The sequence below is a fragment of the Burkholderia sp. YIM B11467 genome (genome assembly GCF_052952715.1).
Map to the genome: position 1 here is coordinate 1,107,032 of NZ_JBQVSQ010000001.1, position 22,286 is coordinate 1,129,317.

Here is a 22,286-nt window from a genome sequence, read left to right on the forward strand (position 1 = left end):
TGCAGGTGCCGCTCGACGTAACGAGCGACGTGCCAAAGTAAAAAGCCGGCGTTTTGCCGGCTTCGAGTTCCGCCTTGCTGGGGCGGCTCCACGTTCTGTATGAGATCGCGGAGTTTTGCTACGTGTACGTTACTGGTTCGACAGAAAACCCATGCCCAGACGTTTCCTTGCATCGGAAATACGTTTCCTGGCTGTGACGGCTTTCCACGTAAGGGGGTGGCCTCTTCGCTGCTCCGGATGGACAACGGGCATACCATCGTCGGTTGCGCGTGCCTCCGCCTGTTCTTGTTGTCCGTCCTGCGAATTCTTCTCTCGTTTCGGGTGATCGTTCATCAACAGGCTCCGTCAAGAAACCGCGTTTCGTCATGGATTGGCTTGCGCCGCCCGAGTCGGGATAAAACCGCGCAAGCGATACGGATCGCAACGGCCCCTTCGATCACGGCGTACTCATCTCCATGAAGCCTGCGGCCGATCTGCAGTCTGTGCGTCATGCACCACCATGCGCCCGCGGGCGTCGTCAGTCGGTACGCTGCCGTACGGACCGGGTAACATGGACAGGCGCCTGACCTCGGCGCCGGCTCTACAGGTGTTTCAAATCCGGGAGCAGGCGGTCGAACTCTCGCCTGACCACGCTGTAGCATTCACACACACGCTTTTCGAGCCCGGTGCGATCCAGTACCTCGATGTGCCCATAGTTGTAGCGGATCAACCCGGCATCCTGAAGTTTCAGCGCAGCTTCCGTCACGCCCGATCGTCGGACACCGAGCATGTTCGCAATCAACTCCTGCGTCATTTTCAGTTCGCTCGATGGCAGGCGATCGAGGCTGAGCAGAAGCCATCGACAGAGTTGCTGATCGATCGAGTGATGTCGATTGCATACGGCTGTTTGCGCCATCTGCGTGATGAGCGCCTGGGTGTAGCGCAGCAACAGCCGCTGCATCGCACCGCCTCGACGGAACTCGCCTTTCAGGATGCGTGCATCGAGCCGGTACGCGTGCCCCGCGCTTTGCACGATCGCACGGCTCGGGGTTGTTTCGCCCCCCATGAACAGCGCGATGCCGATCACGCCGTCGTTGCCGACGATGGCAATCTCGGCTGACGATCCGTCCTCCATCACGTACAACAGGGAGACGATGGCTGTCGTCGGGAAATAGACGTGACTGAGCGCACCACCCGACTCGTACAGCACCTTTCCCAACGGCATGTCGACCAACACGAGCTGCGGAGAAATATGCGTCAGATCTTCTGCCGATAAAGCGGCGAGCAGATGGTTTTCAATCGGAGAGGGCTGCCCCGACATAGGTCACTCCTGCAGTGGTTGCGGCCTCCACCGAAGTCGACTCGACGCCAAGAAGCGTCATCGGCTCAGGACGCGAACTCGCGAAGCAGACGTTGCGCGAGGATCGTGGCGTCTTCGAGCGCGAGATCGTACTGCTCCCGATCGGATTCGGTCTGGTATGGGGGATCCTCATTCGGCCCCTCATCGGTGCGGCGCAGATACACATAACCTCGGTACAAACCACGCGCGGATTCCATCACACGAATGCGTGCGAAGTGTGTTTTGGTACTGAATGTGAAATCGTCCATGATGACGTTCTGCGTGTGTTCAATCATCCTAGCACTCTGGTTGAAATCGAACGGATGCGGTCGAATCCGGACAGGTCACCGGGAAGCCGGCACGGACGACCCTGCGGATACCCCCGCGCCAGCATCAACGCACGGGCTTTTGCGTCAAGGCTGAATCTCGTACGGCGGAAATGACGACAGACGTGGATCGTCCACCGCGCCACCGACGGTGAAGTGATACAGGGATTGCCAGACATGATCCTTCGCGCCGAGCAATGCGTGCATTTCATCATCGAAAAAGCAGCCGATCCCCGTCGCGCGCACGCCGGCGGCTTCTGCTTCGAGGTAGAGCGCTTGGCCAAGCATCCCGCATTCCCAGAACAGATGGCGATAACGCCATGGTTGCTTCAACGCGATTTCGAATCTCGCGATCATCCCGACCGCAAAGCAGGAATCGGCGCCGATATCCTGGTGGCAGCAAATCAACCTTGCCGCCGTGCGCAAATCATAAGGAAGCAGAAGATAGAGCGGCAGATGGTCCGGCCCGGTTTTTTGCCACAACCATTCCGGACGCAGGGATCGCTTGAGATCCGGCAGTGCGCCCGGGGTTCTGACGAGCATATAGAGGCCAGGCTCCAGACCGTCGACGCGGTGCACCAATAGCGCCGCATGCACGGCGACAGGAGACATCAGCGCATCCCACGGCGGCGTGCCGGGATGTGTCAGCAGGCACGTCAGCATGCCGAAAAAAGCCGCGTCGCCGATGCGCGTCGTGCCATCGAAATTCACGGCGCTGCGACGCTGTCGGGCGATTCGTGCAAAGCTGAGATCGAGGGCTGGCGTCGCCGGCGCTGGACACTGCTCCGGATTCTGCGACGGTGGTTCGTGAGTACGGGGCTTGTGTGTGACGCGATGAATCGAATCGATGTCCGGCCACGACACATGTCCCGAACTCAGCTGATTGGCGCGTCCGTGCCACCGTGCGCTGTCCAAAGCGAGCCGCATGCTGTCGAGATCGGGTCGCGTCTCGGGGTTACCGATCCAGAGCAAAAGATCCGGCGCCTCCGGTTCGGCTTCCATGAAATCTTCGCGGCGGCCTACTCCAAGCAAGCCAGCCACTGCATCATCCGCGGCCGCCTCCAGCAATCGCGTCTGCCAGCCGAGCGCTGCTGCGGCGTAACTCATCGCAGCGATGACATGGCCGCAATCCTGTTGGCAGTAGCGCCAGGCGCGCACGCCATATTTCCACGCTTCGCGCCAGTGGATCGAGCTTATGCCGACCAGGACACCACTTTCCGAAAACGCCTCGGTCCATTGCGGCTCGTCCACCGCGGCGCGATGTTCAAGTGCATGATCCCGGCTCAGGTAGTGGTAGACGCCCGCGGACAAGCCGGGCAGAGCCGGACACAAAAGATAACCCTCGGTCGGATGCAGATTTCCGCTCGAAGGGTTGCAGCGCAGTGCCCACCGCTGGGCGCCATAGGATTTCCACCCTGACAAGCCGAGTGAGAGTTCGAACAGGATTGCCAGGCTGGATAGATCGAATCCGCGCGCGGGCGGCAGGTTGCCGCAACGTAACGCGTTGTAGCGCGTGGCCAGGGTGTCCGCGGCTAACGGCAGATCCACGCGCGGTGCGCCGCGAAACACCCGGAACGGGTCCGGCTGGGTGGCCCAGTCGAGCCTCCCGGGGCCAGGAGCGTAGCAGTCGAGACGATGCTTGCTGCGTTCGTGATACTCAAGCAGTGCGTGCTTTGACTGATCCATGTCCGCCTCAGCCCCGGAGTACCCGCACACGCGACTGTGCAAAACCGGATGGCTCGACGTTGCAGCACGGCCGTCATCACGCCGTGGATCCGGTGCGCGTTTCCGGCACGTCAACCGCCCTTCAGATGTCTTCGAAGGCATTCAGGCCGAACGATCAGCAGTCCAGACAGCAGCAGACAACTACCTTCGAATAATGCAGGTCAGCAGGAAGGCGCATGTCGGTTGCGTGCGCAAACGGTGGCCGCTCTCACGAGATCATGTACCTGTTCTGGGCACCGCCCTTGTAAAGCTCTCTGGCGAGTCCCAGGATCCGGTCGCGGTTGCGATCGAACGCCGCCAGCACCGCGGGCTCGCTGGAATCCAGGTCGGAATTCAGCTTCGCCAGCATCGTATCGTCGACCAGAAACGTAATCTCGCGAGAATTGTCGTAACCCCAGAAGCACACGCAGTGTCTGGACATGTCGTAGGTGCGACTGGGATTAGGAAAGTTGAGTGTCGCGTCGCTTTTCCCCATCTAACCCTCCTGGCAGATATAACGCCACTTGCTCGCGTTGACGTCGATGCGCGCGTCATTTTCGCGCCGCTTCTCGGCACGTTCGAGGTCCGCGCGCTTCAGGGCCAACGCACGAGACTTTTGTGCGTCAACATAATCGTTGTGCCTGACGGGCGTGGCTGACTTCCGTTCGGTTTGCTTGGGCATGCCGGTTCCCGAAAAGTGAATTTCAAATGTCAGGACCGTCGCGGCGACCGAATTTCGTCGTCCGCCCTGCAGGGCGCACGGACGACTTACCCGCGGCCTTGCCGCCGACGGCCTCTGTTGCGCACTGAACTACCGGATCGAGCCTCATGACGAGGCCGGGTTGACGCGCGAAATTCGCAGCTTCGACGTTCGCGCGCGGGATCGTTGGGATGCGCTTTCTGCGCAGCCGTGCGGACTGGGGGGAAGCGTAAGGAGTCGAAACAAAACGACCGGTCGCGCACCTCGAACCTCATGAGAATGCGCCCTATATCACGGCCACGCAAGCGCTATCTCGCATCAACGACACGAGCGGCGCGATCCCTCTTGCGCCACATGCGTGCCATCAACCCGGACATACCTGCCGCCGGCCGACGTATTTCACGGCCACACGACCCGATGAAGCGCAGTACGCGCGGCGACGGCTTCGACGCGGCGCGCAACTGTCGTTACTGCTCTGCAGCGCGGGATCGGAACCGCTTCGTCGATCGCGCCATCAATGCCTGTGCATCCACCCCATGTGATGTGCATCGAGCCACTGAGCCATCCCTTCGCCCTTGTGGTCGCGCAGGTAACGTGCCGCCAGCATCACCGCGATGGCCAATACGACCGCCAGGCCAACCACAAAGCTAATCATTGACTGAGTCATGGCAGCCTCCTTACCAGGTCGCGACCATCTTTACATTGTAGGTGATGCACTCACGGAAACCAGTGTCCGGGCTGGCTTCTGGCCCTCAGGAAATCGATCAGCGGTTCGCTGGCCGGGCGGTCGAGTGGAGGCCGCCAGCGTTGCTTCGGTTCCGGTCGATTTCCAAGTACGCCGGACAAAAAGGGCCTGCATTGGGTCGGCTTCTGCTGACTTCCCGTCGGCAGGCGCCTCATCGTGGCTCACTACGTAGCCCACCCCGTCTCGCCTTGCGAAGCCCGCGCATGCCACACGTACAATCACGATCGGCTCAACCTGCAGTTCAAGGGGCTCAGTCGCGTCGAGTTCCGGATTCGATTCACGTACGATTCGTTTGACCACCACCGATATTCCGGGACCCGGTTCGGCATCGGGGAACGCCTCGTAGCCATCAGCGTGCCTCGCCAACGGCCTGACTCGGAAACCGGTGGCGCTACAACGTCCGCGCGCTTGCGCGGGTTCTCCTCTTCTGCGCTCGATGAAAACTACGACGAAGCTCGTTCTCGCAGCCGATCTGGCTGGCACAGCGGTGTTCGCTATCGAAGGCGCGGTCGCCGCAATGCGCGGCGGCCTCGATCTGCTCGGCGTGATGGTCATCGCGTTCACCGTCGCGCTCGGTGGCGGCGTCGTCCGCGACCTGTTGATCGGTGCCGCGCCGCCGAGTGCGATCCGTGACTGGCGCTATCCCGCGCTGGCGTTCACGATGGGGCTCGTCACCTTCGTGTTTCACGCGCAAATCCTCGGCATTCCCGACCACATTCTTATCGCGCTCGACGCGGCCGGGCTCGCGTTGTTTGCGGTCGCCGGCGCGCAGAAAGCGGTCGAATACGGAATCGGTCCATTCATCGCGGCGCTGATGGGCACCGTGACGGGCGTCGGCGGTGGTGTCGTGCGCGACCTTTTGCTCGCGCGTGTGCCGATGGTTCTGGTCAGCGACATATACGCGAGCGCGGCGTTCGTCGGCGGAGCGCTCGTCGTCGCTGGTCGCCGGGCAGGATTGCCGCCTGTCGTTGCGGCAATGGGTGCGGGCATCGCCTGCTTTGCGCTGCGGCTCACCGCCGTACGTTATGGCTGGCATCTGCCGCGCGCGCAGCTCGGATAAAGACGACGTATCGCGAGCGAGAGCCAACGACAAACCGTACATCATGCTCCGGACGATTCCCGTCGGAGCATGATGCACGGAATCAGTCTGTCGGCCGACCCGCTCACCCCCGCGCCAGGCGTCTTTTGACGCCCAGGAATGCCAGGCCGGCCAGTGCGATGGATCCGCAGTAGAACAGCAATGCTGTGACATCCGTTCCCAGCCGCGAAAACACGAACCCGACCGCCAGCATTCCCAGCCCGAGCCCCGCGCGTTCCGCGACGTACGACACACCGATCACGCGATCACGTGACGCCGTGGGCGTCGATTGCAGCAACGAGTAGTAGACCGTCTCCGTGGCCGCGTCGAAAATACCGGCCAACAGGACGAAGCCCAACATGCCGACCATCGTCTGCACTTCGAACACGCCGAGGAAACACGCGAAAGTCACGATCAGCAACCCGATGAAGTACGGCTCGAGCGGCTGGCGACGCAGTTCGAGGCGCTCCAGCAAACGCGGCGTCACCGCTGCGGAAACGAGCCGGCCGACGCCCCACACCGCCATCAGCCAGCCATACAGAAACGCGGGATGATTCGCGTCGAACAACTGCGACCTGATCGGAAAACCGACGTTGTGCGTACCCGAGCCGAACGCCTCGACGAAGCGCGCGCCGATCACCAGCATCACGACAGCCGACAGATAGCGCGCCGCGCCCGACGCCGCCCCGGCGGCGGAAGCCTGCGTCGCCTCCGCCGCGTGTTGCTGGCGCGGCATGTTGCTCACCAGCAGCAGAAACGCGATGGCGGAAATCGCGAACGTGATCGAATCGATCAGGAACACGCTCTTGTAAGCCAGATATTGCGTGACGACCGAGGCGATCAGACTGCCGCCGACCACCGACACGCCGTCGGTCGCGCTCAGGATCGCGTTGAAGCGATGCCGCCCTTCCTGCCCGACCATTTCCGGTACCTCGGACATGATCGACACCCGGTACATGCCCTGGAACAAGCCGATAAAGAACGGCACGAAATAGATGAGCACCGAGTCGGCGTCACGCGGCGACACGGCCAGCACGCCGATCGCCAGTGCGCTGCCGGCTTCGGCCGAGAAGATCAGCGTGCGGCGGGAAAACCTGCGCAGACGCGGCACCGCCGCGCCTCCAGCGACCGCGCCGAGCAGGCGCGATGCCATCGTCAGGCCCAGCAGCGCGGCGGATCCCGTGACCTCCAGCGCGTACGTCGCCAGCACGATGCTGATCATCGTCGAACTGATATCGGAGATCGTCTTGAACGACAGCCAGGCGTACAACTGCGTCAACGAGGATGAAGCGCGTTTTTCTAGAACCAGCTCGGATTTCATGAAAGTCATCTCGCTGAAGAAAAGGAAATCAGCAGCATGTCCCGGAACGTGAGTTCGTCCTGATTCGCCTGCTGAACGGCGTTGGCGCTGTGATAGAGCACGGCGTCGTTCACGATCACGGTATCGAGGAAATTCGTCAATGGTTGCGCGAGCAACGGTACGGTCGAGCCTTTCGACGCGTGGATCTCCGACACCACCGGCCGGATATTGCCACTGTCGATGAAATGCACGAAGACCCAGTCAAGCCGGTTCTGGTGAATCCAGGAAGTGGTCGGGCCGACGGCGCCATGTTCGGCAATGAGCCGGTCGTCCAGCAATAGCGCACCACACGGCATGGTTTCCGTGTCGCACCGGGAGAGCACTTCCCGCCTCACGGTATTGACACCGCAGACATCCTTTCCGAGAACCCACCCCTTCCCCTCCCGCCCCCTCCCCGTACCGGCAATCGTCAAACCAACTGTACCGGTACTGTACCGTCAACCGTCGCTAAACTGATCTCCATCCCAGTCTCGAACCGAATGGAGAATCCGCGATGGAATTCCTCACCCTGAGCGCGCTGCCCGCCGGCATGCTGTTCGCGCTCGTCACGTCGATCACGCCCGGCCCCAATAACACGATGCTGCTCGCATCCGGCGTGAATTTCGGTTTCCGCCGCACGATGCCGCACCTGTTCGGCATCAGCATCGGCGTCGCGATCCTGATGCTCAGCGTCGGCTTCGGCCTCGGCGAAGCGTTCAAGCGCATGCCGGTGCTGTACACGATCCTTGAAGCCGCGAGCGTCGCGTACCTGCTGTACCTCGCGTGGCGCATCGGCACGTCGGGCGAAGTGAAGGCGCACGGCGCCAAGCCGCGGCCGATGACGTTCATCGAGGCCGCCGCGTTCCAGTGGGTCAACCCGAAAGCCTGGATGATGGTGCTGACCGCCGCGACGACGGTCCGCCTGTCCGCCGACTACGGGATGAACGCCGCGTGGATGGCCGTCGTGTTCATCCTGATCGGCTTTCCGTGCATCTGCCTGTGGGCCGCGTTCGGCCTCGGCCTGCGGCGCTTCCTGTCGAACCGCCGCGCGTTGCGCATCTTCAACGTGACGATGGCCGTGCTGCTGATCCTGTCGCTGTATCCGCTCGTCGTGCACCTGCTGCCGCAGTGAGCGCTCACAGCGCGCCCGTTGAGGTTCACGCGATGCAGGCGTACCCTTTTGGTACGGGCGCGCGCAGCCGCTTCGCCGGTTCCGCCGCTGCTTCCGGGAGAAACGCCGATGAAGCCATTGCTGAGGACGGGCGAACACATCGAGGGGATGCACTGGGTCGCCGAGTATCACCCACTCACGCACGACATCCGCGTGCTGCGCGACAACATCGAAGTCGGCACTTACTGCGCGCCGCCCACGTTGTTCGGTGAAGAGGAAGAGATGGGCGCCGCGAACCTCGCCGATCATCGCGGCCGGGAGGCCGCGCTGCGCGCGTATCTGCGCAACTTCGTCAAGGAACACGACGCGGAAGAATAACGGCGCGAAGGACGCCGCTCACCGCGGGCCGGCGCATCGCACCGGCCCGCGCGTCGCTCAATGCCCGAGCGACTCGATCTTGCCGGCCGGCTGCGCGACGCCATGCGGCCGCGCCATCTGCTTGATCAGCAGCGCGACGCACGCGAGCAGGCCCGCGACGGCGATCGTCGCAAACACCCCCGCGAACGAGAAGTGCCGGCGCGTCAGCTCCGCGACGAGGAACGAACCGGCGATCCCGCCGAAGCGGCCCACGCCGAGCATCCACGCGACACCGGTGCCGCGCCCCTCGGTCGGATAGAACGCGGCGGCAAGCGCCGGCATCGACGATTGCGCGGTGTTCATCAGCACGCCGGCGACGAACACGACCAGCACGAGCAGCCCGACGTTGCCGGCCGCCTGCCCGATCGCATACACGCTCACGGCGGTCAGCGCGTAGCACACGGCGATCACGCGGTTCGCATTGAAACGGTCCATCAGCACGCCGCACAGCACGGCGCCCACGCCGCCGAGCGGGAACAGCGCCGAGATCAGCGTCGCGCTCTTCGGCGTCAGGCCGGCGTCCTTCAGCAGGATCGGCATCCAGTTGATCGACGCGTAGAAGATCACGAGGCCCATGAAGTAAGCGATCCACAGCATCACCGAGCCGACGATGTACGAACGCGACAGCACGACGCCGAGGCCCTTGCTGCCCGTCTGCGGCGCGGCTTCGGTCATCGCGAACGAGCCGGCGTTCAGCGCGTCGCGCGAGATGCGCGCGAGCGTCGCGCGGATCTTGTCGACCGCCTGGCCGCTCGCGACCATGAAGCGCACCGATTCCGGCATCTTCAGCAGCAACAGCACGCCGAGCAGCAGCGGCGTCACGCCACCGAGCATCAGCACGCTGCGCCAGCCGAAATGCGGGATCATCCACGCGGCCAGGAAACCGCCGAACGCGGCGCCGAGCGGAAAGCCGCAGAACATCAGGTTGATCACGGTCGCGCGGCGCTTGTCCGGGCAGAACTCGCCCATCATCGTGACCGCGTTCGGCATCGCCGCGCCCAGCCCGACGCCGGTGACGAAGCGCAGGATCGTCAGGTGCCCGATGGTGGTGGAGAAGGCGGACACGAAACACGCGACGCCGAACAGGAACACCGAGCCGAGCAGCAGCGAGCGACGCCCGAGCCGGTCGGACAGCGGGCCCGACACGAGCGCGCCGCACGCGAGGCCGAACAGCGCGGCGCTCAGCACGGGTGCGAGATCGGGCTTGGTGAGGTTCCATTCGCCGAGCAGCGACGGCGCGATGAAGCCGATCGCGGCCGTATCGAAGCCGTCGAGCAGCACGATCACGAAACACATGAGGAACACGAGCCACTGAAAGCCGCCGAACGGCTGCTCGTTGATGAAGGTCTGGACATCGACCACGGGTGCGCGATTCATCGCGAGTCTCCTGAATAGTTATGAGCAAGACGGCATCGCAGCCGCGCCCTTCCTTTGTTCGCCCACCGGCCATCCGGTGCGCCGCGCGCCGATACTCTGCCGGCGCGTTCATCGATTCGATCGCCGAAGGGCCGCCTGCGACGGCGAGCCACGCGATCGGTTGCGGCCGCCCTCAGCCGGCCGCCCCTGACCGGCCGTCTTATGCGGCCTCGTCCTGTTCCTTGAAGATCTTGTCCGCGAGGTGGAATGCGGAATTCGCAGCCGGCACGCCGCAATAGATCGCGGTCTGCAGCAGCACTTCCTTGATCTCGTCGCGGGTCACGCCGTTGTTGCGCGCGGCGCGCAGATGCAGCGCCAGTTCCTCGCCGCGGTTCAGCGCCACCATCATCGCAATGGTCAGCAGGCTGCGCGTATGGCGCGGCAGGCCGTCACGCGTCCAGATCTCGCCCCATGCATAGCGCGTGATCAGGTTCTGGAATTCGTCGGTCACCTCGGTGCGGTTCGCGAGCGAACGGTCGACGTGCGCGTCGCCGAGCACCGCGCGACGCACCTTCATCCCTGCTTCATAACGTTCCTGGTCGTCCATCGCAGTGGCCTCACGCGGTCAGGAAATCGAGCAGCGCGCGGTTGAAGCCGCCGGTGCACTCGATGTTCGAAATATGCGCGGCATCGAATTCGATGTGAAGCGCACCGGGAATCGCGGCCGCGAGCGCGCGACCCTGGTCGGGCGGCGTCGACATGTCCTTCGCGCCGGTCACGACGAGCACCGGCAGCGTAATGCCCTTCACTTCGTCGCGCAGGTCGGCCGCGTTCAGCGCGTCGCAGTTCGCCGCATAACCGTCCTTGTCGGTATGCACGAAGGTGTCGCGGATCGCGTCGAACATGCGCGGCTCGCGTTCGACGAACGCGTCGGTGAACCAGCGCGGCAGCACGGCGTCGGCGAGCGCGGCCATCCCTTCGGCACGCGCCTTCTGCGCACGCGGCGCCCACACTTCCGGCGAACCGATCTTTGCGGCGGTGTTCGACAGCACCGCGCGAACGATGCGCGACGGGTAGCGCGCGGCCAGCGCGGCGCCGGTCAGCCCGCCCATCGAGATCCCGCAGAAATGCGCGCGCGCGATGCCGACGTGGTCGAGCAGGCCGATCACGTCGCCGGCGAGCTGCTCGATCGTGTACGACCCGGCCGGCGCATCGGAATGGCCGTGGCCGCGCGTGTCGTAGCGCAGGATGTTGAAGTGCTGCGTGAGCGGACGGATCTGCGGCGCCCACATCTGCAGGTCGGCACCGAGCGAGTTCGAGAAGACGAGCCACGGCGCGTCGTCGCGCGCGGCACGGTCGATCCGGTAATGCAGTTTCACGCCGTTGACAGTGGCGAAAGGCATCAATGTTCTCCTGGTTGGGTCGTGCCCGCATGCAGCGCGAGCACGGCGTCGACATAGGCCTGCGCCTCGCCGACGTAATGTGCGGGATCGAGCAGCCGCGCGAGCGCGTCGCGCGACAGGTGCGCCGAGACGGTCGCATCGGCGGCGAGCACGTCGAACAGCGTCGCGCCGGTACGCACGGCTTCCTTCGACGCGTGCTCGACGACGTGATGCGCATCGAGCCGGCCGATCCGGTCGCCGAGCGCCAGCATCACCGCTTCGCCAAGGATCAGCCCGTGCGTCAGGTCGAGGTTCGCGGCAAGGCGTTCGGTATTGACGTCGAGGCCCGCGACGATCTGCGCGATCTGCGCGAGCGCACCGCCCGTCAGGCGCGCGAGGTCGGGCAGCGCCTCCCATTCGGCCTGCCAGCCGCCGAGCGCGCGCTCGTGCTCCTGGACCATCCCCGCGAACACGGTCGCGACGAGGTTCGGCGCGCGCACGGCCGCGGTCAGCACGGCCGCGCAGCCGACCGGGTTGCGCTTGTGCGGCATCGTCGACGAGCCGCCCTTGCCGGCGGCGGCCGGTTCGCCGAGCTCACCGACTTCGGTCTGCATCTGCAGCGAAATATCGCGCGCGATCTTGCCGAGCGTGCCGATCAGCATGCCGAAGCAAGACGCGGCTTCCGCGATGCGGTCGCGCTGCGTATGCCACGGCACGGCCGGCACCGCGAGGCGCAGGTCGGCCGCGAGCGCGGCCGTCACACCGCCCGCGTGCTCGCGCAGGCTCGCGAGCGTGCCGGCCGCGCCGCCGAACTGCAGCACCAGCACCCGCGCGCGCAATTCGGCGAAGCGCGCGCGATGGCGCAGCAGCGCATCGAGCCATTGGGCGAATTTCAGGCCGAGCGTGATCGGCAGCGCCTGCTGCAACCAGGTGCGGCCGATCATCGGCGTCGCGCGATGCGTGCGCGCAAGCGCCGCGAGCGATGCGCACGCTTCGTCGAGCATCGGCTCGAGCACGTCGAGCGTGTCGCGCAGCTGCAGCACGGTAGCGGTATCGATGATGTCCTGGCTCGTCGCGCCCCAGTGCACGAACTTCGCGGCCTCAGGGTCGTCGGCCTTCACTTGCGCGGTGAGCTGCTTGACGAGCGGAATCGCGAGATTGCCGCCGAGCGCCGCACCGTGCGCGAGCGCATCGGCGTCGAGCCGGCTGGCGTCGCACGCGCGTTCGATGGGCGCGACCGCGGCGGCGGGAATCACCTGCTGCGCGGCGAGCGCGCGCGCAAGCGCGGCCTCGACGTCGAGCATCCGCTGGATCGTCGCGCGGGGCGACCAGATCCGGTTGAGCGGCTCGGTGCCGCAGATGAGGGAGGTCAGGCGGGCGCTGTCTTCGAGCATGGCATCAGATGGGGGAAACGGCGTGCGCCTATTGTCTACCCAAGCGTGCCGGCATGCGCACGAACGCGCGCGCCGGCACGCCTCCGGTTCAGGCAGCGGCCTTTTGCGTCGCGTCGATCAGCGGCACGCCGGTCAGCTTCTGCAGTTCGTCGAACGACAGGTCGGTGAAGAGCTCGCTCACCGCGAGGCCGTCGGCCGTCACGTCGAGCACGGCGAGATCCGTATAGATGCGGCTCACGCATTGCACGCCGGTGACCGGATACGAGCACTGCGCGACGATCTTGCTTTCGCCCTGCTTCGTCAGGTGCTCCATCATCACGAACACCTGCTTCGCGCCGATCGCGAGATCCATCGCGCCGCCGACGGCCGGAATCGCATCGGGTGCGCCCGTATGCCAGTTCGCGAGGTCGCCGTTCGCGGACACCTGGAACGCGCCGAGCACGCAGTAGTCGAGGTGGCCGCCGCGCATCATCGCGAACGAATCGGAATGGTGGAAATACGCGCCGCCGGTGAGCAGCGTCACGTGCTGCTTGCCGGCGTTGATCAGTTCGTCGTCTTCCTCGCCGGGCGCGGGCGCGGGGCCCATGCCGAGCAGCCCGTTCTCGCTGTGCAGGAAGATTTCCTTGCTCGGGTCGAGGTGGTTCGCCACCAGCGTCGGCACGCCGATGCCGAGGTTCACGTACGCGCCTTCGGGGATGTCCTGGGCGACGCGCTTGGCCATTTCATCGCGGGTCAGTCGTTTCATCTGGATATCTCCTTAAGCCGCGGCGTGCGACGAAGCGTGTTCGGCGGCCAGCTCGGCCGCGTGCGCGGCCTGCGGCACCTCGACGATGCGCTGGACGAAAATGCCCGGCGTCACGATGTGTTCCGGGTTCAGCCCGCCGAGCGGCACGACTTCCGACACCTGCACGATCGCGACCTTCGCGGCGCTGGCCATGATCGGCCCGAAGTTGCGCGCGGTCTTGCGATACACGAGATTGCCCCAGCGATCGCCCTTGTACGCTTTCACGAGCGCGAAATCGGCGTGGATCGGCGTTTCGAACACATACTGCTTGCCGTCGATCACGCGCGTTTCCTTGCCTTCAGCGAGCTTGGTGCCGAAACCCGTCGGCGTGAAGAAACCGCCGATGCCGGCGCCCGCCGCGCGGATGCGCTCCGCGAGGTTGCCCTGCGGCACGAGCTCCAGCTCGATCTCGCCCGCGCGGTACAGCGCGTCGAACACCTGCGAGTCGCTCTGGCGCGGGAACGAACAGATGATCTTGCGCACCTGCTTCGCCTTGAGCAGCGCCGCCAGGCCCGTCTCGCCGTTGCCCGCGTTGTTGTTGACGATCGTCAGGTCGCGCGCGCCCTGTTCGATCAGCGCGTCGATCAGCTCGGACGGCATGCCGGCCGTGCCGAAGCCGCCGATCATGATTGTCGCGCCATCGTGGACGTCGGCAACCGCCGACTGAAGCGATTCGAAAATCTTGTTGACCATGTCTCTTCCTGATACGAACCCGCGGCACGATGCGCGGCCTGTCGAGGGGACACGCGCGTTCCGCGTGCCGCGCCGGGGCCGATCTCGACTCCGGTATTTGTTCGCTATTCGAACCTAGATTCGATTAGCGAACGATGGCCGATCATAGAGTCGTGCACAGCGCGTTGTCAAGGCGGGTTGCCTCGGGGGCCGTCGCGTCGTCGAACGGCAACCCGACGTAGTTTTCGGCGAGCGACTGCGCGGCGGCCCGCGAGCGCGTCACGTATTTCAGCTCGGCAAACTTCAGGCGATTGACGAACGGCGAATCCTCCGGCGACGAATGCAGCATGTTCGTCATGAAGTACGAGAAGTGCTCGGCGCGCCACACGCGTTCGAGGCAGGTCGCCGAATACGTATCGAGCGGCGTCGTGTCGCCCGTCCGGTAACGCGCGCCGAGCGCGCGGGACAGCGCGCGGACGTCGGCCACCGCGAGGTTCATCCCCTTCGCGCCGGTCGGCGGCACGATGTGCGCGGCGTCGCCGGCGAGGAACAGCCGGCCGTGCTGCATCGTCTCCGACACGAAGCTGCGCATCGGCGTCACGCTTTTCTGCGTGATCCGGCCCTCGGTCGGCGTCCAGCCCGTGTCGTTCGAGAAGCGCGTGTGCAATTCGTCCCAGATCCGCGTGTCGGACCATTCGGTGAGGTCTTCGTCGGGCTTGCACTGCAGATAGAGGCGCGTGACCGTCGGCGAGCGCATCGAGAACAGCGCGAAGCCGTTGTCGTGATGCGCGTAGACGAGTTCGTCGAGCGACGGCGCCGCGTCGGCGAGGATGCCGAGCCACGCGAACGGATAGACGCGCTCGAACGTGTTCAGCCGCTCGGCCGGGATCGTCTGGCGCGCGATGCCGTGGAAGCCGTCGCAGCCGGCGATGTAGTCGCAGTCGATGCGGTCCGCGCGGCCATCCGCATGCTTGAACGTGACGAACGGGTGCTCGCCTTCGACGTCGTGCAGCGCGACGTCGCTGACTTCGAAGTGCATCGCGTGGCCATGCTCGACGCCGGCCGCGATCAGGTCGCGCACGACTTCATGCTGGCTGTAGACGGTGATCGCGCGCCCGCCGGTGAGCGCGGACAGGTCGATGCGGTGGCGCTGGCCCGAGAACAGCAGCTCGATGCCGTGATGCTCGAGCCCTTCGCGGCGCATCCGGTCGCCGAGGCCGGCTTCGTTCAGCGTGTCGACCGTGCCTTGCTCCAGCACACCGGCGCGGATGCGGTTCTCGCAGTATTCGCGCGAACGCGCTTCGACGAGGATGGAATCGACGCCTTGCAGGCGCAGCAAATGGGACAGCAGAAGGCCGGACGGACCGGCGCCGATGATCGCGACTTGGGTGCGCATTGTTCGTCTCCAGAACATTAATTCGAATCGTGGAACACATTTGAGCGCTTTCCCGACTATGCGGCAACGCGATTCAGGAGATATGTTGTATACGTTTTTAAGATATTGGCCCGGTGATGGATACGCTCGATCTGAACCTCATTCCGTACCTCGTCGCGCTCGACGACACGCGCAACGTGAGCCGCGCCGGCGACCTGCTCGGTGTGAGCCAGCCGCGCGTGAGCACCGCGCTCGGCCGGCTGCGCGAGTATTTCGGCGATCCGCTGTTCGTGCGCACGTCGCGCGGGATGGAACCGACGCCGCGCGCGCTCGCGCTGCTGCCGGCCGCACGCGACGCGCTCGCGCAGATCGAGCGCGGCCTGGTTGCGCCGCACGACTTCGATCCGGCCGCGAGCACGCATACGTTCTCGATCGCGCTGTCGGACGTCGGCGAGATCGTGTTCCTGCCGAAGCTGCTGCAGGCGTTCGCGACGCGTGCGCCGCATGCGAACCTGCGCTCGGTCTCGCTCGCGCACGACGAAGTCGGGCGCGGCCTCGAAGCCGGTTCGATCGATCTCGCGGTCGGCTACTTCCCCGACCTCGACGGCAACAACTTCTTCCAGCAACGGTTGTTCACGCACCGGTTCGTCTGCCTGATGCGGCGCGGCCATCCGTTCGAACAGACACCGCCGTTTACGGTCGAGCAGTTCCTCACCTGCGGGCACGCGGTGGTACGCGCCGAAGGCCGCAGCCAGGAGGTGCTCGAGAAATATCTCGCGAAGCAGCGCATGCAGCGCCGCGCGGTGCTCGAGACGCCGCACTTCATGAGCCTGCCGTTCATCCTGAGCCGCACCGACCTGATCGCGACGGTGCCGCATGCGATCGGCTATGCGTATGCGGCCGAACACGCGTTCATCGTGCCCGTCGAACCGCCGCTCGCGCTGCCGCGCTTCGACCTGAAGCAGCACTGGCATCGCAAGTACCACAACGATCCGCGCACCGCGTGGCTGCGCGGCGTCGTTGCGTCGCTGTTCAACGACGAACAGGACGAATGGCCGAAGTGAGCGCCAGGGCCTGGCCTGTTCGCGTTGGCACGCACGACCCGCGAAAGCATGAAACAATTGCCGGATATCGGCCGCCCGGGGCGGCCTTCGATGGAGCCACTACATGGGTAAAAAATCCGCGCGGCCCGAGCCGGCCGCGTCCCGACCGAGCCGTGAAGAAGCGGAAGACGCCGTGCGCGTGCTGTTGCGCTGGGCCGGCGACGATCCCGCACGCGAAGGCCTGCTCGACACGCCCGCGCGCGTCGTGCGCGCGTACGAGCAGTTCTTCGCCGGTTATGCGCTGGAGCCGCGCGACATCCTCGCGCGCACGTTCAGCGAAGTCGACGGCTACGACGAGATGATCGTGCTGAAGGACATCCGCTTCGAGAGCTACTGCGAGCACCACATGGTGCCGATCATCGGCCGCGCGCACGTCGCGTATCTGCCGAACCATCGCGTGGTCGGCATCTCGAAGCTCGCGCGCCTCGTCGACGCGTTCGCGAAGCGCCTGCAGATCCAGGAAAAGATGACCGTGCAGATCGCCGACACGCTGTTCGACGTGCTGCAACCGAAGGGCGTCGGCGTGATCCTCGAAGCCGCGCACCAATGCATCTCCACGCGCGGCGTACACAAGCCGGGCGTCGAGATGGTCACGTCGCGCATGCTCGGCACGTTCCGCACCGATCCGTCGACGCGGCGCGAATTCCTGTCGATCGTCGCCAATCCTTCTTCAGTCAACCTGACGAATACGTAATGGAGTCGACGAAGCAAACGGCGCACGCGCCCGTCGTGCTCGTGACCGGCGCCGCACGCCGGGCCGGGCGCGCGTTCGCCGAGTATTTCGCCGCGCACGGCTATCGCACCGCGGTGCACTACGACCGTTCGGCCGATGCCGCGCAGGCGGCGGCCCGCGCGATCGCCGAACGCGGGCACGAGTCGATCGCGCTGCAGGCCGACCTGTCGGATGCCGCGCAGATCACCGCGCTGATCGACCAGGTCTATGCGCGCTTCGGGCGCCTCGACGTGCTCGTCAACAACGCGTCGGTGTTCTGGCAGGATCACTTCCCGAGCTTCGACCTCGCGGCGTTCGACCAGGCGTGGGCGGTCAACTGCCGCGCGCCGATCCTGCTCACGCGCGCGTTCTACGAACGGGCCCGCGCGGCCGGCACGCAGGGTGTCGTCGTGAACGTGGTCGACCAGAAGATCAAGGAAAACTTCCACCGCGACCATTTCAGCTACACGGTCGCGAAGGCCGCGCTCGGCAACCTCACGCAGATGCTCGCGCTGTCGTCCGCGCCCGTGCTGCGCGTGAACGCGGTATTCCCGGGGCTGATGCTGCCGAGCGACGACCAGACGCAGGCCGACTTCGAACACGCGAGCCGCGCATCGACGCCGCTCGCGCGCATCGCGGGCCCCGACGACGTCGCGAGCGCGATCCTGCTGCTGACGGGCAACGCGTACAACGGTGTGGATTTCGTCGTCGATGCGGGGCAGAACCTGATCCGCGTCGACCAGGACGTGCTGTACAAGCACCGCTCGCCCGCCGGCAAGCACTGACGCACGCGCCGTGGCGGCCGTGCGCCGTGCACCACGCCACGGCTTTACGGCTTCTCGGCGCTCCCGCCTTCGCGGACCTTGCCCTGCGCGACACTCGTGCCGGCCGGCACGCTGTGTGTGAGCCACACGTTGCCGCCGATCACCGAGCCGCGCCCGATCGTCACGCGGCCGAGAATCGTCGCGCCCGCGTAGATCACCACGTCGTCCTCGACGATCGGGTGCCGTGCGTTGCCCTTGACCAGCGTGCCTTCGCCATCGGCCGGGAAGCTCTTCGCGCCGAGCGTGACGGCCTGGTACAGGCGCACACGTTCGCCGATGATCGCCGTCTCGCCGATCACGACACCGGTGCCGTGGTCGATGAAGAAGCTCGGGCCGATCTGCGCGCCGGGGTGGATGTCGATGCCGGTGGCCGAGTGGGCGATTTCATTGATGAATCGTGCGAGCAGCGGCACACCAAGCTGGTGCAGCGCGTGCGCGAGCCGGTGGTGCATCATCGCCAACACGCCGGGGTAGCACAGCAGGATCTCGGTGATGTGCTGCGCGGCCGGATCGCCCGCGTACGCGGCCTGGATGTCGCTGACGAGCAGCGCGCGGACCGCCGGCAACTGGCGGCCGAATTCGCGCGCGATCTCGAACGCGCGTTCGTCGAGCTCGGCGAACGGCGTGTCCGCATGCTCGGGCAGGAACGGCAACGCGCGGCGGATCTGTTCGGACAGCACGCGCAACGTGCTTTCGAGCGTATGGCCGACGTAATAGTCGACGCTTTCGTCGGTGAGATCCGGCGCGCCGTAATGCGTCGGAAACATCGACGCGCGCAGGCCGGTCACAATCTTGCAGATCGCGTCGCGCGATGGCAGTTCGCGAATACCGCGCGGATGGCGCGTGCGATGGAGTTCCTCGCGCGACTCGCGCAATCCGGTGACGATTTCTTCGAGGCCCCACTGACGGGCAGGTGATGTCGACATAGGCCAATGCATGCGGCCGCGCTCGATCGCACGGCCGCTAATAAAGTGACGGGTTCCGCAAGATTACCGCGTTTTGTGTCGGGGAGCGGCACGCCGGAAATCGGCCGGCGGCCGATGCCGTGGGCGGCCGACGCCGCGGGCAGGTGGACGCATCAGATCGTGATGCTGCTCGCGTCGATCCAGCGCACGGCCCAATCGCGCGCGTGCGCGATTGCGGCGTCTTCGTCGTTGAACTGGAGCTCGATCGGGAAAAAACGGTTCGCAACCAGCTCGCCGTCGCTTGATCGGGAGATCACGACGTAGGGCTTGAACGAACCGTCACTGGCGCGCGCGGGCGCGCAATTCAACAGATAACCGCGGTGCGTGAACGCAGTAGTCGCTTGCATGAATCCGCCACCTCTAGTCCCTTGCTTTGTTGTTCACTACCCGTCTTTAAGGGTGCTGCGGCGCCCCGGCGCGGGCAGAGGCGGCGAGATCGCATCCCCTGTCGCCGCTTCGCAGGAAAAGAATCATACTCTGTAGAAAACGCGTCTTCTAGCTGAAATAAATCACGACAAATCAGTGCGCGCCGCGCGACCGCGGCGACCGCCCGCGCGCCTTTTCCCGTCATGCCCGGAACGGGATTTGCTTCGATCCGGACCGCTTCGCCGCCAGGAGAGCCGTGATGGAACCATCCGGTCAAACAGGTCTTGCGCATCCGCACAGCGTCGAGCTCGACAACGACGACACCCACGACAGCACGGTCGACACCGACGGCAAGAACCGCGAGGCGTGGCTGCTCGCCGGCGGCGGGCCGATCCCGCCCGACCAGATCACGGGCAGCAACGCGTCGCTCGTCAATGCAATGCCCGAAGCCGGCGACGGCTTCGCCGGTTTCGACAGCCGCCCCGGCGGCAACCATCCGGCGTTCGCGCTGCGCGCGGGCTACGTGGTGATCGAGAAAGGCTTCGCCGCGCCGACGCCCGCAGACGACGAGCAGTTCGGTCCCGTCCACCGGATGTACGGCAGCGCGTACTGGCCCGGCCACGGACGGAAGCCGGAGCGCGTGATCGAGCTGACGGCCGTGCCTAAGTAGCCGGTGCGGTGTTTGAATCGATCGTTCGTTTGCAAACTGGCGTCGGTCGACCACCGATGGTTATGGATCGGCGCACGCGACGGGTGCTCGAACGAACGATTCCGCGCATCGGCATCGGCGGATCGATGCATGCCGCGCATCGCGATCACGCACATGCGTTGATCGAAGTCATGTCGAAACGGCGCGGTTGCGGTTGAATAACGATGCGTGCGGTTCGTCAGCGTGGCTGTTGTGCCGTGTCGAACTGGCATGCGTGCGTCGCGATGCGCGATTTCGATACCCGCGCATTCGGTCCTCGCGACGATGCGGTCTTCATCCGTGTTCGTCGTGCGTTCGATTGTCGAGCGCCTTGCGGAGACTGCACCGACCACGGATGCGACCCGACCATGCGACACGCGTCGCGCAGCGCAGGTTGCATCGCGTGCATGGTCGTGCGCCGCACCACCCGAAACACCGCGGCCGCGCGGCAGGACCGGCACCGCACTGCAAAGTCCCCGCCATTGGTTTACTCTGCCTCGCAGCAATGCTGAGCCTGATCGGCCATCCGGCCGACTTCGTTTCAACCCGCCACTCGGAGACACTATGTACAAGCGTATTCTGGTTGCCGTCGACGGCAGCGACACGTCCCGCCATGCATTCGATGCCGCGCTGGCGCTCGCGAAAGCACACGGCGCCGAGCTGCAACCGTTCTACGTCGTCGAGAACGCCGCGATCTACTACAACGTGCCCGGCTACGATCCGTCCATCCTGCGCGATCAGCTCGTCGCGCAGGGCGACGCGCTCGCGAAGGATTTCACGAAGCTGATGCAGGCAGCAGGCGTGAAGGGCGAGACGCGGCTGAACGAAGCGACGTCGCTCAACGACGTGTCGTCGCTGATCCTCGAAGGCACGAAGGCATTCGGCGCCGATCTGCTCGTGCTCGGCACGCACGGCCGCCGCGGGTTCCGCCGTCTCGTGCTCGGCAGCATCGCCGAACAATGCGTGCGGCACGCGACGCTGCCCGTGCTGCTGATTCCGGCGGCCGCCAACGCCGACGAGCAGGCCGCCTGAACGGCGTTCGGCATGCGCGCCCGGTCGCGACGTTTTGTCACCCGACAGCGGCAATTTGCGGTGGGACAATGATTCCGTCGATTCAACGCCGGAGTAAACGATCATGCTGACGCCCGTCGCTACACGTCCCGCCGCCACGCCTCATGCCGGCAGTTGGGCTCCTCGTCAGGCCGCGCACTGCTCGTCGTGCGCAATGCGGCACCTGTGCATGCCGCAGGGCCTGGCGCCCGAAGCACTCAGTCGCCTCGAGTCGGTCATCTGCGCGGCTCGCCCCGTCAAGCGCGGCGAAGCGCTGTTCCGCGAAGGCGACGCATTCGACAACCTGTACGCGGTGCGCTCGGGTTCGCTGAAAACCGTCGCGACACGCCACGACGGCCGCGAACAGGTCACGGGCCTGCATCTCGCGGGCGAAGCGCTCGGCCTCGACGGCATCTGCGACGACACGCATCCGCGCACCGCGGTCGCGCTGGAAGACAGCTCCGTCTGCGTGATTCCGTACAGCGCGCTCAAGACGCTGTGCTCGGAAGCCGGCTCGATGCAGTTGCGCATGCACAAGCTGATGAGCGAACAGATCGTGCGCGAAACGTCGCAAACGATGCTGCTCGGTTCGCTGAATGCCGAAGAACGTGTCGCCGCTTTCCTGCTCGATGTATCGTCGCGCTACCTGAAGCGCGGTTACTCGCCGTCGGAATTCAACCTGCGGATGACGCGCGAAGACATCGGCAGCTATCTCGGCATGACGCTCGAAACAGTCAGCCGCACGCTGTCGAAATTCCAGAAGCGCGCCCTGATCGAAATGCAGGGTCGCCACGTCCAGATCGTCGACTTCGACGGTTTGCATCAAGTCTGATGATGTCGCCCGGCGCGCGCCTGTCGCGCGCCGGGCGCGTCCTCC

The 22,286-nt window shown here is 65.2% G+C and carries 28 protein-coding genes; 10 read left to right on the forward strand and 18 right to left on the reverse strand.

The window, feature by feature from the left end; translation table 11 throughout:
* Window positions 1-129: 129 nt before the first annotated feature.
* From ACTRWB_RS05010 to ACTRWB_RS05040, 7 genes are all read right to left on the reverse strand, one after another.
* Window positions 130-333 carry a hypothetical protein gene (locus tag ACTRWB_RS05010; protein ID WP_129516184.1) on the reverse strand — a complete coding sequence of 68 codons (204 nt, stop codon included), beginning with the start codon at window positions 331-333 and terminating at the stop codon, window positions 130-132.
* Between the two features lie 247 nt (window positions 334-580).
* On the reverse strand, window positions 581-1,300 hold the full coding sequence (locus ACTRWB_RS05015) for a Crp/Fnr family transcriptional regulator (protein ID WP_129516183.1): 720 nt from the start codon (window positions 1,298-1,300) through the stop codon (window positions 581-583).
* A gap of 65 nt (window positions 1,301-1,365) precedes the next feature.
* Window positions 1,366-1,614 (reverse strand): hypothetical protein, encoded by a 249-nt coding sequence (locus ACTRWB_RS05020; protein ID WP_446901150.1) that lies wholly within the window; start codon window positions 1,612-1,614, stop codon window positions 1,366-1,368.
* Window positions 1,615-1,731: 117 nt separating this feature from the next.
* On the reverse strand, window positions 1,732-3,330 hold the full coding sequence (locus ACTRWB_RS05025; RefSeq protein ID WP_446901151.1) for a SagB/ThcOx family dehydrogenase: 1,599 nt from the start codon (window positions 3,328-3,330) through the stop codon (window positions 1,732-1,734).
* Window positions 3,331-3,577: 247 nt separating this feature from the next.
* The gene (locus ACTRWB_RS05030; protein ID WP_446901152.1) at window positions 3,578-3,844 is read right to left on the reverse strand and encodes a DUF1488 domain-containing protein; all 267 of its coding nucleotides are present in this window, start codon (window positions 3,842-3,844) and stop codon (window positions 3,578-3,580) included.
* On the reverse strand, window positions 3,845-4,030 hold the full coding sequence (locus ACTRWB_RS05035) for a hypothetical protein (RefSeq protein WP_446901153.1): 186 nt from the start codon (window positions 4,028-4,030) through the stop codon (window positions 3,845-3,847).
* A 532-nt stretch (window positions 4,031-4,562) separates the two neighbouring features.
* Window positions 4,563-4,715, reverse strand: coding sequence for a hypothetical protein (locus tag ACTRWB_RS05040; protein WP_343491096.1), 153 nt, complete (start codon window positions 4,713-4,715; stop codon window positions 4,563-4,565).
* A gap of 514 nt (window positions 4,716-5,229) precedes the next feature.
* Between ACTRWB_RS05040 and ACTRWB_RS05045 the strand changes: the two genes are divergently transcribed.
* Window positions 5,230-5,853 (forward strand): trimeric intracellular cation channel family protein, encoded by a 624-nt coding sequence (locus ACTRWB_RS05045; RefSeq protein WP_446901154.1) that lies wholly within the window; start codon window positions 5,230-5,232, stop codon window positions 5,851-5,853.
* Window positions 5,854-5,956: 103 nt separating this feature from the next.
* Here the strand turns inward: ACTRWB_RS05045 and ACTRWB_RS05050 are convergent, their stop codons facing one another.
* Window positions 5,957-7,150 (reverse strand): MFS transporter, encoded by a 1,194-nt coding sequence (locus tag ACTRWB_RS05050; protein WP_446901155.1) that lies wholly within the window; start codon window positions 7,148-7,150, stop codon window positions 5,957-5,959.
* Between the two features lie 47 nt (window positions 7,151-7,197).
* The gene (locus ACTRWB_RS05055; RefSeq protein WP_446901156.1) at window positions 7,198-7,566 is read right to left on the reverse strand and encodes a 2OG-Fe dioxygenase family protein; all 369 of its coding nucleotides are present in this window, start codon (window positions 7,564-7,566) and stop codon (window positions 7,198-7,200) included.
* Window positions 7,567-7,724: 158 nt separating this feature from the next.
* Here ACTRWB_RS05055 and ACTRWB_RS05060 point away from each other — a divergent pair, with 158 nt between their 5' ends.
* Window positions 7,725-8,342, forward strand: coding sequence for a LysE family translocator (locus ACTRWB_RS05060; protein ID WP_343491103.1), 618 nt, complete (start codon window positions 7,725-7,727; stop codon window positions 8,340-8,342).
* 108 nt (window positions 8,343-8,450) lie between these two features.
* Window positions 8,451-8,699, forward strand: coding sequence for a hypothetical protein (locus ACTRWB_RS05065; RefSeq protein ID WP_048250588.1), 249 nt, complete (start codon window positions 8,451-8,453; stop codon window positions 8,697-8,699).
* A 57-nt stretch (window positions 8,700-8,756) separates the two neighbouring features.
* Here ACTRWB_RS05065 and ACTRWB_RS05070 read toward each other — a convergent pair whose 3' ends face one another.
* The 7 genes from ACTRWB_RS05070 to pobA form a co-directional block, all read right to left on the reverse strand.
* Complete coding sequence (locus ACTRWB_RS05070) at window positions 8,757-10,115, reverse strand: MFS transporter (RefSeq protein WP_129516166.1); 1,359 nt, start codon at window positions 10,113-10,115, stop codon at window positions 8,757-8,759.
* 199 nt (window positions 10,116-10,314) lie between these two features.
* Entirely contained in the window at window positions 10,315-10,701 is a 387-nt protein-coding gene (gene pcaC / locus ACTRWB_RS05075; protein ID WP_129516165.1) for a 4-carboxymuconolactone decarboxylase, read from the reverse strand.
* A gap of 10 nt (window positions 10,702-10,711) precedes the next feature.
* Entirely contained in the window at window positions 10,712-11,497 is a 786-nt protein-coding gene (gene pcaD, locus ACTRWB_RS05080; RefSeq protein ID WP_129516164.1) for a 3-oxoadipate enol-lactonase, read from the reverse strand.
* Window positions 11,497-12,870 (reverse strand): 3-carboxy-cis,cis-muconate cycloisomerase, encoded by a 1,374-nt coding sequence (locus ACTRWB_RS05085; RefSeq protein WP_446901157.1) that lies wholly within the window; start codon window positions 12,868-12,870, stop codon window positions 11,497-11,499. The genes pcaD and ACTRWB_RS05085 overlap by 1 nt, the downstream gene beginning before the upstream one ends.
* A gap of 88 nt (window positions 12,871-12,958) precedes the next feature.
* Window positions 12,959-13,615, reverse strand: coding sequence for a CoA transferase subunit B (locus tag ACTRWB_RS05090; RefSeq protein WP_446901158.1), 657 nt, complete (start codon window positions 13,613-13,615; stop codon window positions 12,959-12,961).
* Between the two features lie 12 nt (window positions 13,616-13,627).
* Window positions 13,628-14,347, reverse strand: a complete 720-nt coding sequence (locus ACTRWB_RS05095) for a 3-oxoacid CoA-transferase subunit A (RefSeq protein ID WP_048250596.1) — start codon at window positions 14,345-14,347, stop codon at window positions 13,628-13,630.
* A gap of 142 nt (window positions 14,348-14,489) precedes the next feature.
* Window positions 14,490-15,722 (reverse strand): 4-hydroxybenzoate 3-monooxygenase, encoded by a 1,233-nt coding sequence (gene pobA, locus ACTRWB_RS05100; protein ID WP_446901159.1) that lies wholly within the window; start codon window positions 15,720-15,722, stop codon window positions 14,490-14,492.
* Window positions 15,723-15,838: 116 nt separating this feature from the next.
* Here pobA and ACTRWB_RS05105 point away from each other — a divergent pair, with 116 nt between their 5' ends.
* From ACTRWB_RS05105 to ACTRWB_RS05115, 3 genes are all read left to right on the forward strand, one after another.
* Window positions 15,839-16,765: a LysR family transcriptional regulator gene (locus tag ACTRWB_RS05105; RefSeq protein WP_419688198.1), complete on the forward strand. Its 927-nt coding sequence runs from the start codon at window positions 15,839-15,841 to the stop codon at window positions 16,763-16,765.
* 103 nt (window positions 16,766-16,868) lie between these two features.
* Window positions 16,869-17,498 (forward strand): GTP cyclohydrolase I FolE, encoded by a 630-nt coding sequence (gene folE / locus ACTRWB_RS05110; protein WP_048250599.1) that lies wholly within the window; start codon window positions 16,869-16,871, stop codon window positions 17,496-17,498.
* Complete coding sequence (locus ACTRWB_RS05115) at window positions 17,498-18,301, forward strand: SDR family oxidoreductase (protein ID WP_193101951.1); 804 nt, start codon at window positions 17,498-17,500, stop codon at window positions 18,299-18,301. The genes folE and ACTRWB_RS05115 overlap by 1 nt, the downstream gene beginning before the upstream one ends.
* A 44-nt stretch (window positions 18,302-18,345) precedes the next feature.
* Here the strand turns inward: ACTRWB_RS05115 and epsC are convergent, their stop codons facing one another.
* Both epsC and ACTRWB_RS05125 read right to left on the reverse strand, forming a co-directional pair.
* Window positions 18,346-19,266, reverse strand: a complete 921-nt coding sequence (gene epsC, locus ACTRWB_RS05120) for a serine O-acetyltransferase EpsC (protein WP_129516158.1) — start codon at window positions 19,264-19,266, stop codon at window positions 18,346-18,348.
* A 152-nt stretch (window positions 19,267-19,418) separates the two neighbouring features.
* A complete protein-coding gene (locus tag ACTRWB_RS05125) occupies window positions 19,419-19,652 on the reverse strand; it encodes a hypothetical protein (RefSeq protein WP_048250603.1) in 234 nt (77 codons plus the stop codon).
* A gap of 278 nt (window positions 19,653-19,930) precedes the next feature.
* Here ACTRWB_RS05125 and ACTRWB_RS05130 point away from each other — a divergent pair, with 278 nt between their 5' ends.
* From ACTRWB_RS05130 to fnr, 4 genes are all read left to right on the forward strand, one after another.
* Entirely contained in the window at window positions 19,931-20,341 is a 411-nt protein-coding gene (locus ACTRWB_RS05130; RefSeq protein ID WP_446901160.1) for a DUF3005 domain-containing protein, read from the forward strand.
* An 8-nt stretch (window positions 20,342-20,349) separates the two neighbouring features.
* A complete protein-coding gene (locus ACTRWB_RS05135) occupies window positions 20,350-20,538 on the forward strand; it encodes a hypothetical protein (RefSeq protein ID WP_446901161.1) in 189 nt (62 codons plus the stop codon).
* 385 nt (window positions 20,539-20,923) lie between these two features.
* On the forward strand, window positions 20,924-21,391 hold the full coding sequence (locus tag ACTRWB_RS05140) for a universal stress protein (protein ID WP_446901162.1): 468 nt from the start codon (window positions 20,924-20,926) through the stop codon (window positions 21,389-21,391).
* Window positions 21,392-21,494: 103 nt separating this feature from the next.
* Entirely contained in the window at window positions 21,495-22,241 is a 747-nt protein-coding gene (gene fnr, locus ACTRWB_RS05145; protein ID WP_446901163.1) for a fumarate/nitrate reduction transcriptional regulator Fnr, read from the forward strand.
* The last annotated feature ends 45 nt before the right edge of the window (window positions 22,242-22,286 follow it).

Bases quoted from the DNA above. Each gene is read 5' to 3' on its own strand.
- ACTRWB_RS05115 (WP_193101951.1), top strand. From the start codon at position 17,498: ATGGAGTCGACGAAGCAAACGGCGCACGCGCCCGTCGTGCTCGTGACC.
- ACTRWB_RS05015 (WP_129516183.1), bottom strand. From the start codon at position 1,300: ATGTCGGGGCAGCCCTCTCCGATTGAAAACCATCTGCTCGCCGCTTTA.
- ACTRWB_RS05070 (WP_129516166.1), bottom strand. From the start codon at position 10,115: ATGAATCGCGCACCCGTGGTCGATGTCCAGACCTTCATCAACGAGCAG.
- ACTRWB_RS05090 (WP_446901158.1), bottom strand. From the start codon at position 13,615: ATGAAACGACTGACCCGCGATGAAATGGCCAAGCGCGTCGCCCAGGAC.
- ACTRWB_RS05065 (WP_048250588.1), top strand. From the start codon at position 8,451: ATGAAGCCATTGCTGAGGACGGGCGAACACATCGAGGGGATGCACTGG.
- ACTRWB_RS05105 (WP_419688198.1), top strand. From the start codon at position 15,839: ATGGATACGCTCGATCTGAACCTCATTCCGTACCTCGTCGCGCTCGAC.
- pcaC (WP_129516165.1), bottom strand. From the start codon at position 10,701: ATGGACGACCAGGAACGTTATGAAGCAGGGATGAAGGTGCGTCGCGCG.
- fnr (WP_446901163.1), top strand. From the start codon at position 21,495: ATGCTGACGCCCGTCGCTACACGTCCCGCCGCCACGCCTCATGCCGGC.
- ACTRWB_RS05020 (WP_446901150.1), bottom strand. From the start codon at position 1,614: ATGATTGAACACACGCAGAACGTCATCATGGACGATTTCACATTCAGT.
- ACTRWB_RS05040 (WP_343491096.1), bottom strand. From the start codon at position 4,715: ATGACTCAGTCAATGATTAGCTTTGTGGTTGGCCTGGCGGTCGTATTG.
- ACTRWB_RS05045 (WP_446901154.1), top strand. From the start codon at position 5,230: ATGAAAACTACGACGAAGCTCGTTCTCGCAGCCGATCTGGCTGGCACA.
- ACTRWB_RS05125 (WP_048250603.1), bottom strand. From the start codon at position 19,652: ATGCAAGCGACTACTGCGTTCACGCACCGCGGTTATCTGTTGAATTGC.
- ACTRWB_RS05030 (WP_446901152.1), bottom strand. From the start codon at position 3,844: ATGGGGAAAAGCGACGCGACACTCAACTTTCCTAATCCCAGTCGCACC.
- ACTRWB_RS05085 (WP_446901157.1), bottom strand. From the start codon at position 12,870: ATGCTCGAAGACAGCGCCCGCCTGACCTCCCTCATCTGCGGCACCGAG.
- folE (WP_048250599.1), top strand. From the start codon at position 16,869: ATGGGTAAAAAATCCGCGCGGCCCGAGCCGGCCGCGTCCCGACCGAGC.
- pobA (WP_446901159.1), bottom strand. From the start codon at position 15,722: ATGCGCACCCAAGTCGCGATCATCGGCGCCGGTCCGTCCGGCCTTCTG.
- ACTRWB_RS05035 (WP_446901153.1), bottom strand. From the start codon at position 4,030: ATGCCCAAGCAAACCGAACGGAAGTCAGCCACGCCCGTCAGGCACAAC.
- ACTRWB_RS05060 (WP_343491103.1), top strand. From the start codon at position 7,725: ATGGAATTCCTCACCCTGAGCGCGCTGCCCGCCGGCATGCTGTTCGCG.
- ACTRWB_RS05140 (WP_446901162.1), top strand. From the start codon at position 20,924: ATGTACAAGCGTATTCTGGTTGCCGTCGACGGCAGCGACACGTCCCGC.
- ACTRWB_RS05095 (WP_048250596.1), bottom strand. From the start codon at position 14,347: ATGGTCAACAAGATTTTCGAATCGCTTCAGTCGGCGGTTGCCGACGTC.
- ACTRWB_RS05010 (WP_129516184.1), bottom strand. From the start codon at position 333: ATGAACGATCACCCGAAACGAGAGAAGAATTCGCAGGACGGACAACAA.
- ACTRWB_RS05025 (WP_446901151.1), bottom strand. From the start codon at position 3,330: ATGGATCAGTCAAAGCACGCACTGCTTGAGTATCACGAACGCAGCAAG.
- pcaD (WP_129516164.1), bottom strand. From the start codon at position 11,497: ATGCCTTTCGCCACTGTCAACGGCGTGAAACTGCATTACCGGATCGAC.
- ACTRWB_RS05130 (WP_446901160.1), top strand. From the start codon at position 19,931: ATGGAACCATCCGGTCAAACAGGTCTTGCGCATCCGCACAGCGTCGAG.
- epsC (WP_129516158.1), bottom strand. From the start codon at position 19,266: ATGTCGACATCACCTGCCCGTCAGTGGGGCCTCGAAGAAATCGTCACC.